Raw genomic sequence first — 14,675 nt, forward strand, 5'->3', positions numbered from 1 at the left:
TCGGGCGCCCGCGCGCGTCAGTTCAGCGTCGAAGCGGCGCGCGCACGCTTGACCTCAAGCGCCGTCACCCCTCCCGCCTGATTGCCCCAGCTATTGCGGATATAGGAAACCAGCATCGCGATGTCGTTGTCGCTGAGAATCTGCCCGAACGGCGGCATGCCGTGAGGCCGAGGATTCGAGGTAGTGGCCGGCGCGTAACCGCCGTCCAGCACCATGCGAATCGCATTGACGGGCGACGGCGCGGTCACGGTCGGATTGCCGGCCAGCGCGGGCCATGCCAAGCCGCTGCCCTTGCCATCAGGCTGATGGCATTGCGCGCATTGCTGGCTGTAGATTTTGCCGCCAAGCTCCAGCGCCGCCGGCGTCGCGCCGGCCGGCCGGGCTTCGGACGCAGGCGGCGTCGCGGGCAGGGATTTGATATAGACGCCGATGGCGAGCGCATCGTCGTCGGTCAGGTGCTGCGTGCTGCCCAGCACCACTTCGGCCATGGGACCGCTGACGGTTGAATGCGCGGATATGCCGGTCTTGAGCAGGGTGGCGATATCCTGCGCCGTCCAGCGGCCCATGCCTGCATGCATGTCGTTGGTAAGCGGCGGCGCATACCAGTTCAGCATCGGGATCACGCCGCCCGACAATGCCTGCGACGAGCGCGTGGCGCCCAGGGAGTTGCGCGGCGTGTGGCACGCGGCGCAATGACCCAGGCCTTCGACCAGATATCGGCCACGGTTCCACTCTACCGACTGGCCCGGATCCGGTTCTTGCACGCCCGGCTTGAAGTACAGCGCACGCCACGCCGCCAGCAGCGCCCGCTGGTCGTACGGAAAGTCCATCTCGGGCGGCCGGTTGGGCTGCCGGACGGGCGCGACGCTGCGCAGATAGGCGAACAAGGCGTCGGAGTCGCTGCGCGTGACGCGCGTGTATTCGGTGTACGGAAAGGCCGGATACAGCAGCGAGCCGTCCCGGGACTTGCCGTTATGCAGCGCCTGCCAGAAATCGTCGGCCGTCCAGGCGCCGATGCCGGTGTCCGTGTCAGGCGTGATGTTCGGTCCGTACACCGTGCCGAACGGCGTGGGAATGGGAGTGCCGCCCGCCAATGCCTTGCCGCCCCGGCTGGTGTGGCAGGCCATGCAGTTGCCTGCCAGCGCCAGGTAACGTCCGCGTTCGATCAAACCCGCGCCGTCCGCCGCAGCCCCGGCTGGACCGGTGCTGGAGTCTTCTCGTGTGCCCAGCCAATACAAACTGCCCAAAACGACAAGCGCCGCCAGCAATAGAAATCCCAGGACTTTTTTCATCAGTTTCATCCGGGTCTTTCCTCAGCGTTGAGCCTGGCTGCCGCATTCCACGGGCAGCCGGACGGAATCCGCGGCATCTGGCGCATAGGGCTCGGCGACGGGTTGCGACGACAGCCACGCCGTCAGGGCGCCGATGTCGGCGGGGGTGAGCTTGTTGGAGATGTCGGCCATGCAGTCAGGCGCGGCAGCGTGGCGCAGGCCGTTTTTCCATCCGCCGATCTGCGCGCCGATGTAGTCGCGCGGCAAACCCAGCAGACCCGGGATGGCGGGAAGCATGCCGCTCAAGGCGGCGCCATGACAGGACGCGCAGGCCGGCAGGCCGCGCGCGGCGTCACCGTCCATGGCCAGCTTGCGGCCCGCTTCGAGCGTGGCGGCGGACACGTCGGCGCGCGCTGGCGGCGGATAGGCCACGTGCTGCCCCGAAAAATACGCGGCCATTTCGCGCAGATAGTCGTCCGGCAGGCCGGACAGCAGATGCGCCATCGGCCGGTACTGGCGCCGTCCGTCGCGGAAATTCAGCAACTGGTGATAGAGATAGTCCTGCGGCTTGCCGGCAAGCCGCGGGTAGTAGCCGTCGGCTCCCGCCCTGCCCTGCGCGCCATGACAGGCCGTACAGGCCGCGACGCGAGCCGCCATGGTGTCTGGCAGCAGCGTCTGTCGAGACGAGTCCTGAGCCAGGACCGGTGTGGTCATAAAGACAACAAACGCGGCCGCAAACCCTCTGCAGAATGCCCGAAACGCCGGCAGTGAAACACTACGAAAGGAAATGAGGGCTAACATCTAGGTCGAATTCCTATCCCCCGAATCGCATGACGGCGGGGCGCGTAAAGTGAATCTGCGAAGTATCCGGTGCCAAGCTTACGTCAGGCCGCGCGATGGGGTACAGGCGCAGATCCTGAGTTTATGGCCATATCAGATGCTATCCCGCCGGCATCGTCCTGGAAAAGCGTGCCACAATCATGTCCATGTTGAAAGTCGTCCTCGTCACCGGCATCTCTGGTTCCGGCAAGTCTGTCGCGCTGCGCATGCTCGAGGACGCCAGCTACACCTGCGTCGACAACCTGCCGGTCCGATTCCTGACCGAGTTCATCGCCAACGCCCGTGATGACGGCATGGAACGGGTCGCCGTCGCCATCGACGTGCGGTCTCCCGGCGAACTGGCCGAACTCCCGGACGTGGTTACTGCGCTGCGCGCCATGGGCACCAGCCTGCGCGTGGTGTTCCTGGACGCCAGCACCGCCACGCTGGTGCAGCGGTACTCTGAATCGCGGCGCCGCCACCCACTGACCGACCGCCTGCAGCGCGGCGGCACCACGCCGTCGCTGACCGACTGCATCGCGCTCGAACGGGAACTGCTGGCGCCACTGCGCGAACAGGAACACGTCATCGACACGTCAGACCTGACGCCGGGCCAGCTACGCGCCTGGATCCGGGACCTGATCAAGGCTGACCGCGCCCCGCTGGTGCTGACCTTCGAATCCTTCGCCTACAAGCGCGGCGTCCCGGGCGACGCCGATCTGGTGTTCGACGTTCGCTGCCTGCCCAACCCGCACTATGACCGCAACCTGCGTCCGCTGACTGGCCGCGACGAACCCGTGGCGACGTGGCTGGCGGGATACGAGCAAGTGGGCCAGATGATCGACGACATCGCCGGCTTCCTGAACCGTTGGCTGCCGTTGTACACCCAGGACACCCGCAATTACCTGACCGTTGCCATTGGCTGCACCGGCGGCCAGCACCGCTCTGTCTATGTGGTGGAACAGCTGGCGCTGCGCTTCGCCCACCACGACCCCCTGCTGGTGCGCCACCGCACCCAACTGCCCGACGAATCCGCATGACGCTTTCCCGCTCCCTGCATCTGATCCTTGTCCTGCTGCTGGCGATTGCCGTGGCGGGCTGTTCCACCAGCGGCGGACGCAAGAAAGGCGGTTACTACAAGGATGACGGGCCCGACGCGAATCCGCCGTCCAATCTGGACCAGATTCCCGATGCCGTGCCCAAGCTGGAACCTTATGCCAGCGGCGCGAACCGGCCTTACGTCGTGTTCGGCCAGCGCTACGTGCCGGACACCAGCGGGCAGCCCTACAAGAAACAAGGCATCGCATCGTGGTACGGCAAGAAGTTCCACGGCAACTCCACGTCCATCGGCGAATCCTACGACATGTACGCCATGACGGCCGCCCACACCACGTTGCCGATCCCCAGCTACGCGCGCGTCACCAGCATGGTCAACGGCAAGACGATCGTGGTGCGGGTGAACGACCGAGGGCCGTTCCATAGCGACCGCATCATGGACCTGTCCTACGTCGCGGCCTACAAGCTGGGCATCATCGGCCCGGGCAGCGGCCAGGTGGTGGTGGAAGCCATCCGGCCTGAAGAAATCCGCCGCCTGGCTTCGCAGGGTGCGCCTGCCGCCCCCACCCCTGAACCGTCTTCGGCGACCGGATCTTCCCCAATCCTGCCGCCTGCGTCGGCCGAACCTGTCGCGCTGGCGGCCGAAACGCCCCTGGCGCCCGCGCCTGCCGCCGCCCCGGCGCGATCAGCTGCCGGGCTGTCGGGGGGCAGCATCTATCTGCAAGTGGGCGCATTCAGCCAGCCCGCCAATGCGCAGTCGCTGGTCAGCCGCATCAATGCGCAACTGGGCGCCGCCGGCGCGCCGCCGGCCACCGTCGAGCAGACCAACAACCTGTACCGCGTCAGGATCGGACCTTATCCGGATCGGCAAAGCGCGTTGGACGCGGTGCCGCTCGTGTCGGACCGCATCGGCATCCTGCCTTCCATCGCTTCGCAGTAAAGCGACGGGCAAGCTACCAGGACAGTTCCGCCTGGCCGTCGCACACGCGGCGGGCGCGCGGACTGCGGCTCAGGTAGCGGTTGCCTTCGTGGGCCAGCAGTGCCTGCTTGCGCGGCAAACCGCCGCCGAACCCGGTCAGCGAGGTATCTGCGCCGATCACGCGGTGGCACGGAATGATGATGCTGATGGGATTGCGGCCCACGGCGCCGCCCACCGCCTGGGCGCCCTTGGGCCGGTTGACCGTACGCGCAAGTTCGCCATAACTGGTCAGCACACCGAAATCCAGCGCGCACAGCGCGTGCCAGACCTGGTGCTGGAAGGTCGTGCCCACGGGGTCCAGCGCCACGTCGAACGTGCGGCGCTTGCCCGCAAACCATTCGTCCAGTTCGCGGCGGGCCTGTTCCAGAATGGGATCGCTGTCCGTGAGCATCCACCCGTCCGCCGGCGGCAGCAGTTCCTGGTCGGTGAACCAGGCGCCGCGCAAGCCCTTCGGGCTGGCCACCAGGCGCATCTCCCCCAGCGGGGTGGACATGTCCCGATAAGCGAGGGGCTCGGTCGGGTCGGCGGGTTTGTTGGAGACGACGGTCAAATACGTCATGGCTTACTCCCCCGCTTTCTTTCGGGCCAGGGCCCGGTTGTACAGCACATCGCGGGGCTGGCCGGTGACCTTGGCCGCAACGCGCGCGGCATCTCGCACGGATAGCGATTCCAGCAAAGCGTCCAGCAGGACGTCGTTGCGCGGATCCGCGTCGTCGTCCTCTTCCGCTTCAACCTGCGCATGGACGATCAGCACGAATTCGCCCTGCTCGCGGTGCGAGTCCGCGGCCAGCCAGGCCGCCGACTCGCCCATCGTGAAAGTGGCGATTTCCTCGAAGCGCTTGGTGAGTTCGCGCGCCACGGTCAATTGGCGGTCGGGGCCGCAGACTTCAAGCAGGTCCGCGAAGGTGGCCGCCAGCCGGTGCGGCGATTCGAACATCACGACGGGCGCGGCCAAGGCGCACCACTTACGCAGCCAACGCTGCCGCGCCACCGCCTTGGGCGGCGCAAAGCCCGCGAACGCGTACGCCGGGTTCTCGTCCGTGGTGACGCCGCTGCCCATCAGGGCCGCGATCACCGCGCTGGGCCCGGGCACCGGGACCACCGCGTAACCCGCCGCGCGCACCGCCCGGACCACACGTGCGCCCGGGTCGCTGACCGCCGGCGCGCCGGCGTCAGACACCAGGGCCACGCGCTGGCCTTGCGCCAGGCGATCGCAGATGGCTTGCGCCGCGGCCGCCTCGTTGTGGCGATGAGCGGCCATGAGCGGGGTGGAAACGCCCCAGGCGTCCAGCAGCGTGCGGCTGGCGCGCGTGTCTTCGGCGGCGATCACGTCCGCCTGCTGCAAGGCGTGCCAGGCGCGCAGTCCCAGGTCGCCCAGGTTGCCGATGGGCGTGGCCACGACGTACAGCGTCGAGGCTGGCCAATGCTGCCCCGCCACGCGTTCAGCGACGCGTGACCAGGCATCGCCGGCAATCGGGGAAGAGACGTTTTGATTCATTGCAGCCTGCTGACACGGAAAACCATGTCAGTGTAGCCGCCTATGCCCGCAGCCTTCTGAACCCCATGACGGACGACACCCTGCATCTGGCCTGTGAACTTGCCCTGGCCGCCCGACAGCGCGCCGCGAAACGACGGCGGCGCGCCAGCCGGCGCGTGGCCCCCGATCGCCCGCCGCCACGGCGCTCACCCACGCAACGCCGCGGTGACCACCACGAGGACGCAGCCTTGCGCCTGCTGCAGGCGCAAGGCCTGACAATGCTGGCGCGCAATCTGTGGTGTCGCGCGGGCGAGATCGACCTTGCCATGCGCGACGGAGAGACGCTCGTCCTGGTGGAGGTCCGGGCGCGCGCCAAAAGCCGATTTGGCGACGCCGCCGCCACCATCGGCCGTCAGAAGCAGGCCAGGCTTGCAAAGGCCGCCGCCTACTGGCTGCCCGAATTGACCCGGCGGCACTGGGGTGGGATGCACCCAGCCGTCCGCTTCGACGCCGTGGTGTTCGATTCCGGCCAGCCGCAGTGGCTGCGCGGGGCATTCTGGCTGCCCTGATCCCGCCGGTCACACGCCGGGCCGCCGTCGTTGCAACCAGACAGATGGGCTGCCCTGCCCCGTGAGATAATCGCGGCCATGGATATGACCTCTCGTATGACGTCGCACTTTCGCGACGCCATGGCCGCCTGCGAACAAAGCATGAACGTCCTGGCCGAGCCGCTGGCAGTGGCGGTGGACGTGCTGTTCGGCGCCCTGGCGAACAACGGCAAGATTCTGGCTTGCGGCAATGGCGGTTCGGCCGCCGACGCCCAGCATTTCATCGCCGAACTGGTGGGCCGCTTCGAACGCGAACGCCTGCCCCTGGCGGGCATCGCGCTGAACACCGACACCTCGATTCTCACCGCGGTCGGCAACGACTACGGCTTCGACGAAATCTTCGAACGGCAGGTCAATGCCTTCGGACAGGCGGGCGACGTGCTTGTGGCCATTTCCACCAGCGGCAATTCGCCCAATGTGGTCCGCGCCATGGAAGCCGCCAGCGCCCGCGAAATGCACGTGCTTGCCCTGACCGGCAAGGGCGGCGGCGTCATGGGGGAACTCATTACGCCCATGGACGTCCATCTATGTGTTCCCAGCGATCGCACCATGCGCATCCAGGAAGTCCATATTCTGCTGTTGCACGCGCTGTGCGACGGCATAGACGCTCTTCTGCTCGGAGACACCGAATGATTCTTGACGCCAGACCCGCAGTCCGCCCGCTGATGCTCGCCGCCGCGCTGTCCACCGCGGCGCTCTCGTTGTCGGCCTGCGCCCCCCTGATCGTGGGCGGCGCCGCCGCCACCACGGCGGTCGTAGTCACTGACCGTCGCACGTCCGGCGTCCAACTCGAAGACCAGAACATGGCGTTCAAGGCGCAAAGCCAGATCTCCCAGAAGCTGGGCGATACGGCCCGGGTCAACGCCATGGCCTACGGCGGCCATCTGCTGCTGACGGGCGACGTCCCCACCGAGGAAGCCAAGAACCAGGCCACTGCCATCGCCCAGAGCGTCGAAAACGTCAAGCAGGTCATCAACCAGCTCAATGTCGGACCGATCGCCTCGTTCGGCGTGCGCTCCAACGACACCTGGCTGACCTCCAAGGTCAAGACCGCCCTGATCAACACCAAGTACGTGCCGTCCGGCACCATCGCACTGACGACCGACCACAGCGTCGTCTACCTGATGGGCAAGGTCACTCAGGCCGAAAGCGAGTACGCGGCCAATGCCACCGCGGACGTCGGCGGCGTGGCGAAGGTGGTCAAGCTCTTCGAGATCATCAGCCGCGAAGAGGCCATCCGCCTGTCGGGCAGCGGTTCCAAGTCCACCACCACTGAAACCAAGGCGCCCATCGAAAGCGGCGCCGGCGCAGCGACCGACAACAACGCGTCCGGCACCAGCAGCGGCGTCGAGGCCATGCCCATCAAATGAAAAAAGCCATCGTAGCCCTGGCAGTCCTTGTGGCGGTCGGCATCGGCGCCTGGTTCGCCCTGCGCCCCGCCCAGACCGCCCCCGACGTCACGTTCACCACGCTGGAAGGCAAGACCTTCTCCATGCAGGACCTGCGCGGCAAGGTCGTGCTGGTCAAGTTCTGGGCAACCAGCTGCGTCACCTGCGTCAAGCAGATGCCGGACACCATCTCGGCCTACAACGAATATGCGGGCAAGGGGTACGAAGCCATCGCGGTCGCCATGAACTACGACCCGCCCAACTTCGTGCTGAACTTCGCCGAGACCCGCAAGCTGCCGTTTCCGGTCGCCCTGGACACCAAGGGCGACATCGCGCGCGCCTTCGGCGACATCCGCCTCACGCCCACGGCCTTCCTGATCGACAAACAGGGGCACATCATCAAGCGCTATCTTGGTGAATACGACAAGGCCGAATTCCACGCCACGGTGGAAAAGGCGCTGGCGGCGGGCTGAGCCCATCGGACGCCCTGCCCGCAAGAAGCCGCCCCTCGGGGCGGTTTTGTTTTGCGGCGGCGCAACTTGGGCGGAGGCGGTTCATGCCAAAAAATAAGCCGCTCGATGATCGAGCGGCTTATCGGGTAACCAAGTCAGGCTAAGTTCAGAACGCCGGAACCACCGCGCCCTTGTACTTTTCCTGGATGAAGGTCTTCACTTCAGGCGTGTGCAGGGCATCAACCAGCTTCTTGATAGCCGGAGCGTCCTTGTTGTCGCTGCGCGTCACCAGGATATTGGCGTAGGGCGAATCGGCGCCTTCGATGAACAGCGCGTCCTTGGTGGGCACCAGGCCGGCTTCCAACGCGTAGTTGGTGTTGATCAGCGCCAGGTCCACGTCGTCCAGCGCGCGCGGCAGCATCGCGGCTTCCAGTTCGCGGAATTTCAGCTTCTTCGGATTTTCAACCACGTCCGCGGCGGTAGCCAGGATGTTGGACGGATCCTTGAGCTTGATGACGCCCTGCTTTTGCAGCAGCACCAGCGCGCGTCCGCCGTTGGACGGGTCATTGGGAATGGCCACCGTGGCGCCGTCTTTCAGGTCCGACAGGCTCTTGATCTTCTTGGAATAGCCGCCGAACGGCTCGACGTGGACCAGCGCCACGGGAACCAGCGTGGCGTTGCGGTCTTTATTGAAGGAATCCAGATACGGCTTGTGCTGGAAGAAATTGGCGTCCAGCTGCTTGTCCGCAAGTTGCAGGTTGGGCTGCACGTAGTCGCTGAACACCTTGATGTCGAGCTCGACGCCTTCCTTGGCCAGCTTGGGCTTGACCACTTCCAGGATCTCGGCGTGCGGCACCTGCGTGGCGCCCACCACCACTTTTTCAGCGTGGGCCGCGTTGGCCGCAACCATAAGGACCGACGCCGCCAGGGCGGAACGCACAAAGTTCAAACGCATGTCTTGCCTCTTTTATAGATAAAAAACGGGGATCGATGTCCCGCCGGTTCGGGTCGGCCCCCTTTTGCGGGGCGCGCCGTGCTGAAAACGCCCCCAATTTACCTGAATGCCGGTTATTTGTCGGGCATATGGACATGGGTTTGAAGCATAAGAAACTCGTGGGGACTACAATCCGTCGTATGCTTGCGCTAGCGCGTCCCAACCGCGTTCTTGTGCAGGCATTTTTTTACCGTCCTTTCAACTTTACAGAATTTATTTGCCGACTTAGCTGCCATGACCGACACCCCCGACCCTGCTGCCGTTTCGTCTCCCGCCGTCAAAGCCGCTGTGCTGTCCGAGGCTCTGCCGTATATCCGACGATTTCACGGCAAGACCATCGTGGTGAAGTACGGCGGCAACGCCATGACGGAAGAACGATTGCAGCGCAGCTTTGCGCACGATGTCGTGCTGCTCAAGCTGGTGGGTCTGAATCCGGTGGTCGTCCACGGCGGTGGTCCGCAGATCGACGACGCCCTGCGCCGCATCGGCAAGCAAGGCACCTTCATCCAGGGCATGCGCGTCACCGACGCCGAAACCATGGAAGTCGTGGAATGGGTGCTGGGCGGCCAGGTCCAGCAGGACATCGTGATGATGATCAACGAGGTCGGCGGCAAGGCCGTGGGCCTGACCGGAAAGGACGGCGGACTGATCCAGGCCCAGAAGAAACTGATGGCCAACAAGGACAATCCGTCCGAGCCCATCGACATCGGCTTCGTCGGCGACATCACCATGGTCGAGCCGGCGGTCGTCAAGGCGCTGCAGGACGACCAGTTCATTCCGGTCATCTCGCCCATCGGCTACGGTGAAGACGGCACGGCGTACAACATCAACGCCGACGTGGTCGCCGGCAAGATGGCCGAAGTCCTGGGCGCCGAAAAGCTGCTGATGCTGACCAACACCCCGGGCGTGCTGGACAAGGGCGGCAAGCTGCTGCGCAGTCTGTCCGCCCAGACCATCGACGAGCTCTTCGCCGACGGCACGATTTCCGGCGGCATGCTGCCCAAGATCTCGTCGGCGCTGGACGCCGCCAAGAACGGCGTGAATTCGGTGCACATCGTGGACGGCCGCGTGCCGCATTGCCTGCTGCTGGAAATCCTGACCGACCAGGGCGTCGGCACGATGATCAGCTCGCACTGATGAAGCCTACCGCCGCGGCGCATGGCGCCGTCCCGGACAAGGGACGGCGCTTCTGATGCAGGTGCATCGTCAATTGCTGCGGCCGGCGGTGCGCATGCGCCGCTCGCGCAACGTCGCCACGGGCGTTCCCGAACGCCTGTGGCTGTTCGATCTGGACAATACGCTCCACGACACGTCGCACTCCATCTTCTCCAAGATCGACCACGGCATGACCATGGCCGTGGCCGAGGCGCTAAACGTGGACGTGGATGCCGCCAACCTCGTGCGGTCGCAGTACTGGAAACGCTACGGCGCCACGATGATCGGCATGGTTCGTCATCACGGCGTGAACGCCCACGACTTTCTGCACCGCAGCCATGACTTCGACGTCGGCCCGCTCGTGCGGTCGGAAAAGGCGCTGGCCCACAAGCTGCGCCAATTGCCCGGCCGCAAGGTGCTGCTGACCAATGCCCCCCTGCACTACGCGCGCGCAGTGCTGTCGCGCCTGGGCATCCTGCGACAGTTCGACAGCCTGTGGGCCATCGAACACATGCGCTTGCATGGCCAGTACCGGCCCAAGCCGTCGGCGGCATTGCTGCGCTACGTGCTGGCCCGCGAAGGCGTGCCCGCCCACCGCGCCGTGCTGGTGGAAGACACGCTGGCGAACCTGCGCGGCGCCCGCGTGGCGGGCTTGCGCACCGTCCATGTCTATCATCCGGGCACGCCTTTCGGAAGCGGGCGTTCGCATCGACCAGCCTACGTGGACTTACGGGTAAACTGCGTCAGTGATTTATTGTTACGCCGACGCCCCCTGAGGGGATGACGGCGGGCCTTCCCCCCTTCACCCGTCATTCTGCGCAAAGCAGACCCCTCCATGGCGAGCAAACCCGGCGAGCGCAAGACCCAGATTCTGCAGACCCTGGCCGAAATGCTGGAGCAGCCGCATGCGTCCCGCATCACCACGGCCGCCCTCGCCGCGCGCCTCGAGGTCTCGGAGGCGGCGCTGTACCGCCATTTCGCGAGCAAGGCGCAGATGTTCGAAGGGCTGATCGAGTTCATCGAGACCAGCATCTTCACGCTGGTGAACCAGATCGCCGCCGCCGAACCCTACGGCCTGTCGCAGGCGCACAAGACCGTGGCGATGCTGCTGACCTTCTCGGAGCGCAACAAGGGGATGACCCGGGTGCTGACCGGCGACGCGCTGGTCACGGAAGACAACCGGCTGCAAGAGCGCATCAACCACATCAATGACCGCATCGAGGCGTCGCTGAAGCAATCGCTGCGCATCGCCATCACTGACGGCGGCCTGCCCCAGGAGGCCAATGTCGCCGCCCACGCCAGCCTGCTGACGCACCTGGTGCTGGGCCGCTGGCTGCGCTACGCCCAGAGTGGCTGGCGCGTGGCTCCCACCTTGCACCTGGACGAGCAACTGCGTCTCGCGCTAGGCTGATCCGCCCGCATTAGCGCCATTTCGCGCACCATTTCACGCACGATTGCGCAGCGCCAACGGGTGCGAATGGACGCATCGTGTCCCGATTGGTTTGCGCGAATGCAACAGTCGCACCCTTGCCGCGCAAACGGGGCGACGAGCATAATGCCCAAGACGAGTTTTCCACAAGCACCATTTCCTACCCTTTTGACCTTCATCAATACGGGTTTTCCTCAATGCCGTCACGATCATCCTGTAGCGTCGACACACCGATTTAATTCATCCCGTGCTCGCGGGCGGTGTTTCGTCAGTTTGACCTCAACCGGAGAAGGATATGGCCGCGGAAACCGCAGTCCCCGCCTCGCAAGCCCCCAAGAAAGCCAAAATTCCCATCGGACTGGTCGCCGGCATCCTCGTGATGATCGGCGTGCTGCTCATGCCTTTGCCAGCGGATCTGCCCGTCGCCGGGCATCGCATGCTGGCCATTCTGGCATTCGCGGTGGTGGTCTGGATTACCGAAGCCGTGTCCTACGAAGCCAGCGCGATCATGATCACGACGCTGATGGCCTTCCTGCTGGGCACGGCTCCGACAATCAAAGACCCCAACGTGCTGTACGGCACCTCCGCCGCCATCAGCATGGCTCTGACCGGTTTCTCGAACTCGGCGCTGGCGCTTGTCACCGGCGCCTTGTTCATTGCAGCCGCCATGACGTTCACCGGGCTGGACCGGCGCATCGCGCTGGTCACGCTGTCCAGGGTGGGCACCAGCACGCGGCGCATCCTCATCGGATGTATCGCAGTGACCATCGTTCTGAGCCTGGTGGTGCCAAGCGCCACGGCGCGCAGCGCGGCGGTGGTTCCCATCATGATGGGCGTCATTGCGGCCTTCGGCGTGGACAAGCGGTCGAACATCGCCGCCGGCATCATGATCATCGTGGCGCAGGCCACCAGCATCTGGAACGTCGGCATCCAGACCGCCGCGGCGCAAAACCTGCTGACGGTCGGCTTCATGGAAAAGATGCTGGGCGAACGCGTGGCGTGGTCGGACTGGCTGATCGCTGGCGCTCCCTGGTCGCTGATCATGTCGGCGGTGCTGATCGTCGTCGTGCTCAAGCTGCTGCCGCCCGAAAGCAACAGCATCGCCGGCGGCAAGGAAGCGGTCGAGAAGTCGCTGCTTGACCTGGGCCCCATGACCGGCGCGCAAAAGCGCCTGATGGCCGTGTCGATCATGCTGCTGCTGTTCTGGTCCACGGAAGGCAAGCTGCACAAGTTCGACACCACGTCGACCACCTATTTCGGTCTGGTTCTTCTGATGCTGCCGCGCTTTGGCGTGATGACATGGAAAGACGTGCAATCGCGCATTCCATGGGGCACGGTGATCGTGTTCGGCGTGGGCATCAGCCTGGGCACCGCCCTGTTGACGACCCAGGCCGGCCAATGGCTGGGCAACCAGGTCGTGCAGCACACCGGACTGGACCATCTGGGCCCGCTCGCCATCTTCGCAATCCTGGCCGCATTCCTCATCATCATCCACCTGGGCTTTGCAAGCGCCACCGCGCTGACGTCGGCGATGCTGCCGATCCTGATCTCGGTGCTGGCGACGCTGCCGGGCGAATTCAGCCGCCTTGGCATGACCATGCTGCTGGGCTTCGTGGTCAGCTACGGGTTCATCCTGCCCATCAACGCGCCGCAGAACATGGTGTGCCTGGGCACGGAAACCTTCAATGCAAAGCAGTTCGCGAAGGTGGGGATCATCGTTACCATCGTGGGCTATCTGCTGATGCTGCTGATGGGCATGACCTACTGGCGCTGGCTGGGTTGGCTGTAAGGGGGCCGCATCATGAAAATCACGATCGCCCAAGCCAACGAATACGGCCGCCGCGTGCTGATGGCGCAAGGCGTGCCCGAGGACATCGCTCGCGACGTGGCCGAGCACCTAGTGGAATCGGACCGCGTCGGCTACACCAGCCACGGGCTGTCCATCCTGACCAACTATCGCCGCGTGCTGTCCGAGGGCCTGGCGCAACCGGACGGCCGACCTGAATTGCTCAACGACCGCGGCGCCATGCTGGCCTACGACGGTCATCACGGACTTGGCCAGTACGTGGGCAAGGTTGTCATCGAGAAGGCCATCGAGCGCACGCAGGAGCACGGCCAGTGCATCCTGACCCTGCGCCACAGCCATCACCTGGGCCGAATGGGCCATTTCGGCGAGATGGTGGCGGCCAAGGGCCTGATCCTGCTGGCGTTCACGAACGTGATCAACCGATCACCGACGGTGGCGCCATTCGGCGGCGCGCAGGCGTGCCTGACCACGAATCCGCTGTGCTTCGCCGGCCCGCTGCCGGGCGGCCGCCCGCCGTTCATCGTGGACATGGCCACCAGTTCCATCGCCGTGAACAAGGCGCGGGTGCTGGCGGCCAAGGGCGAACAGGCCCCGCCAGGATCGCTGATCGACGCCGACGGCAATCCGACGACCGACCCCGGCGTGCTGTTCACGAATCCTCCCGGAGCGCTGCTGCCGTTCGGCGGACACAAGGGTTATGCGTTGGGCCTGGTGGCCGAGCTGCTGGCCGGCGTGCTGTCCGGCGGCGGCACGATCCAGCCCGAACATCCGCGCATCGGCGTGGCGACGAACAACATGTTCGCGCTGCTGCTGGATCCGCAGGTGGACTTCAACACCGATTGGCGGTCGATGGAGGTGGGCGCGTTCATCGACTACCTGCATGCTTGCAAGCCGCAGCCGGGGGTTGAGTCGGTGCAGTATCCGGGGGAATACGAGGCTCGGAATCGGGCGGTCAATGCGGATTCGGTGGAGTTCGATAGCCGGATCTGGGACGGGTTGACGAAGCTGGCCGTCGAATTGGGCGTGCCGGAGGCGCTGCCGTAAGCGGTTTCGGCTTGGAGTTTTGACGGGCGCCTTGAGGGATTGAGGCGCCTGTTCGCTTTTGGGGAGTTTGAGGTCCAGGCTGGTGTGAGGTTGGTTCTTGAGACGCCCGGCCCACGCCACGCCGGGCTCTTTCGGATTCAGCTTGTCGATTGGTGGGGCGCCGACAAAGTCCAAGCGACGTGCGAAGATCTGATGC

16 protein-coding genes are annotated in these 14,675 nt (G+C 65.2%); 11 read left to right on the plus strand and 5 right to left on the minus strand.

Annotation, left to right across the window (positions count from 1 at the left end; translation table 11 throughout):
• Positions 1 to 17: 17 nt before the first annotated feature.
• The gene (locus RT614_RS18445) at positions 18 to 1,301 is read right to left on the minus strand and encodes a cytochrome c (RefSeq protein ID WP_313623583.1); all 1,284 of its coding nucleotides are present in this window, start codon (positions 1,299 to 1,301) and stop codon (positions 18 to 20) included.
• Between the two features lie 12 nt (positions 1,302 to 1,313).
• Positions 1,314 to 2,072 (minus strand): c-type cytochrome, encoded by a 759-nt coding sequence (locus tag RT614_RS18450; protein ID WP_313623584.1) that lies wholly within the window; start codon positions 2,070 to 2,072, stop codon positions 1,314 to 1,316.
• 185 nt (positions 2,073 to 2,257) lie between these two features.
• Here RT614_RS18450 and rapZ point away from each other — a divergent pair, with 185 nt between their 5' ends.
• Both rapZ and RT614_RS18460 read left to right on the plus strand, forming a co-directional pair.
• Positions 2,258 to 3,130 (plus strand): RNase adapter RapZ, encoded by an 873-nt coding sequence (gene rapZ / locus RT614_RS18455; protein ID WP_313623783.1) that lies wholly within the window; start codon positions 2,258 to 2,260, stop codon positions 3,128 to 3,130.
• Entirely contained in the window at positions 3,127 to 4,086 is a 960-nt protein-coding gene (locus tag RT614_RS18460; RefSeq protein WP_313623585.1) for a septal ring lytic transglycosylase RlpA family protein, read from the plus strand. Before rapZ ends, RT614_RS18460 begins: the two co-directional genes overlap by 4 nt.
• Positions 4,087 to 4,099: 13 nt before the next feature.
• On the opposite strand, the gene RT614_RS18465 is transcribed toward RT614_RS18460, so the two are convergent.
• The gene (locus RT614_RS18465; protein ID WP_313623586.1) at positions 4,100 to 4,684 is read right to left on the minus strand and encodes a methylated-DNA--[protein]-cysteine S-methyltransferase; all 585 of its coding nucleotides are present in this window, start codon (positions 4,682 to 4,684) and stop codon (positions 4,100 to 4,102) included.
• A gap of 3 nt (positions 4,685 to 4,687) precedes the next feature.
• Entirely contained in the window at positions 4,688 to 5,623 is a 936-nt protein-coding gene (gene rsmI / locus RT614_RS18470; protein WP_313623587.1) for a 16S rRNA (cytidine(1402)-2'-O)-methyltransferase, read from the minus strand.
• 65 nt (positions 5,624 to 5,688) lie between these two features.
• On the opposite strand from rsmI, the gene RT614_RS18475 reads away from it, so the two are divergent.
• The 4 genes from RT614_RS18475 to RT614_RS18490 all read left to right on the plus strand — a co-directional run bounded on the left by RT614_RS18475 (position 5,689) and on the right by RT614_RS18490 (position 8,071).
• Positions 5,689 to 6,171, plus strand: a complete 483-nt coding sequence (locus RT614_RS18475; RefSeq protein ID WP_313623588.1) for a YraN family protein — start codon at positions 5,689 to 5,691, stop codon at positions 6,169 to 6,171.
• A 78-nt stretch (positions 6,172 to 6,249) separates the two neighbouring features.
• On the plus strand, positions 6,250 to 6,843 hold the full coding sequence (locus RT614_RS18480) for a phosphoheptose isomerase (protein WP_054457773.1): 594 nt from the start codon (positions 6,250 to 6,252) through the stop codon (positions 6,841 to 6,843).
• On the plus strand, positions 6,840 to 7,580 hold the full coding sequence (locus RT614_RS18485) for a BON domain-containing protein (protein WP_313623589.1): 741 nt from the start codon (positions 6,840 to 6,842) through the stop codon (positions 7,578 to 7,580). The genes RT614_RS18480 and RT614_RS18485 overlap by 4 nt, the downstream gene beginning before the upstream one ends.
• Positions 7,577 to 8,071 carry a TlpA disulfide reductase family protein gene (locus RT614_RS18490; protein WP_313623590.1) on the plus strand — a complete coding sequence of 165 codons (495 nt, stop codon included), beginning with the start codon at positions 7,577 to 7,579 and terminating at the stop codon, positions 8,069 to 8,071. Before RT614_RS18485 ends, RT614_RS18490 begins: the two co-directional genes overlap by 4 nt.
• A 145-nt stretch (positions 8,072 to 8,216) precedes the next feature.
• On the opposite strand, the gene RT614_RS18495 is transcribed toward RT614_RS18490, so the two are convergent.
• Complete coding sequence (locus RT614_RS18495) at positions 8,217 to 9,005, minus strand: MetQ/NlpA family ABC transporter substrate-binding protein (RefSeq protein WP_313623591.1); 789 nt, start codon at positions 9,003 to 9,005, stop codon at positions 8,217 to 8,219.
• A gap of 273 nt (positions 9,006 to 9,278) precedes the next feature.
• On the opposite strand from RT614_RS18495, the gene argB reads away from it, so the two are divergent.
• From argB to RT614_RS18520, 5 genes are all read left to right on the plus strand, one after another.
• The gene (gene argB, locus RT614_RS18500; RefSeq protein ID WP_013396740.1) at positions 9,279 to 10,181 is read left to right on the plus strand and encodes an acetylglutamate kinase; all 903 of its coding nucleotides are present in this window, start codon (positions 9,279 to 9,281) and stop codon (positions 10,179 to 10,181) included.
• Positions 10,182 to 10,236: 55 nt separating this feature from the next.
• Positions 10,237 to 10,983: a pyrimidine 5'-nucleotidase gene (locus RT614_RS18505; protein WP_313623592.1), complete on the plus strand. Its 747-nt coding sequence runs from the start codon at positions 10,237 to 10,239 to the stop codon at positions 10,981 to 10,983.
• Between the two features lie 51 nt (positions 10,984 to 11,034).
• A complete protein-coding gene (gene slmA, locus RT614_RS18510) occupies positions 11,035 to 11,610 on the plus strand; it encodes a nucleoid occlusion factor SlmA (RefSeq protein WP_313623593.1) in 576 nt (191 codons plus the stop codon).
• Positions 11,611 to 11,923: 313 nt separating this feature from the next.
• Positions 11,924 to 13,417: a DASS family sodium-coupled anion symporter gene (locus RT614_RS18515; RefSeq protein WP_313623594.1), complete on the plus strand. Its 1,494-nt coding sequence runs from the start codon at positions 11,924 to 11,926 to the stop codon at positions 13,415 to 13,417.
• Positions 13,418 to 13,429: 12 nt separating this feature from the next.
• On the plus strand, positions 13,430 to 14,479 hold the full coding sequence (locus RT614_RS18520) for an Ldh family oxidoreductase (RefSeq protein ID WP_313623595.1): 1,050 nt from the start codon (positions 13,430 to 13,432) through the stop codon (positions 14,477 to 14,479).
• The last annotated feature ends 196 nt before the right edge of the window (positions 14,480 to 14,675 follow it).

It is taken from the genome of Achromobacter sp., assembly GCF_032102605.1.
In the GTDB taxonomy this organism is placed as follows: domain Bacteria; phylum Pseudomonadota; class Gammaproteobacteria; order Burkholderiales; family Burkholderiaceae_B; genus Achromobacter.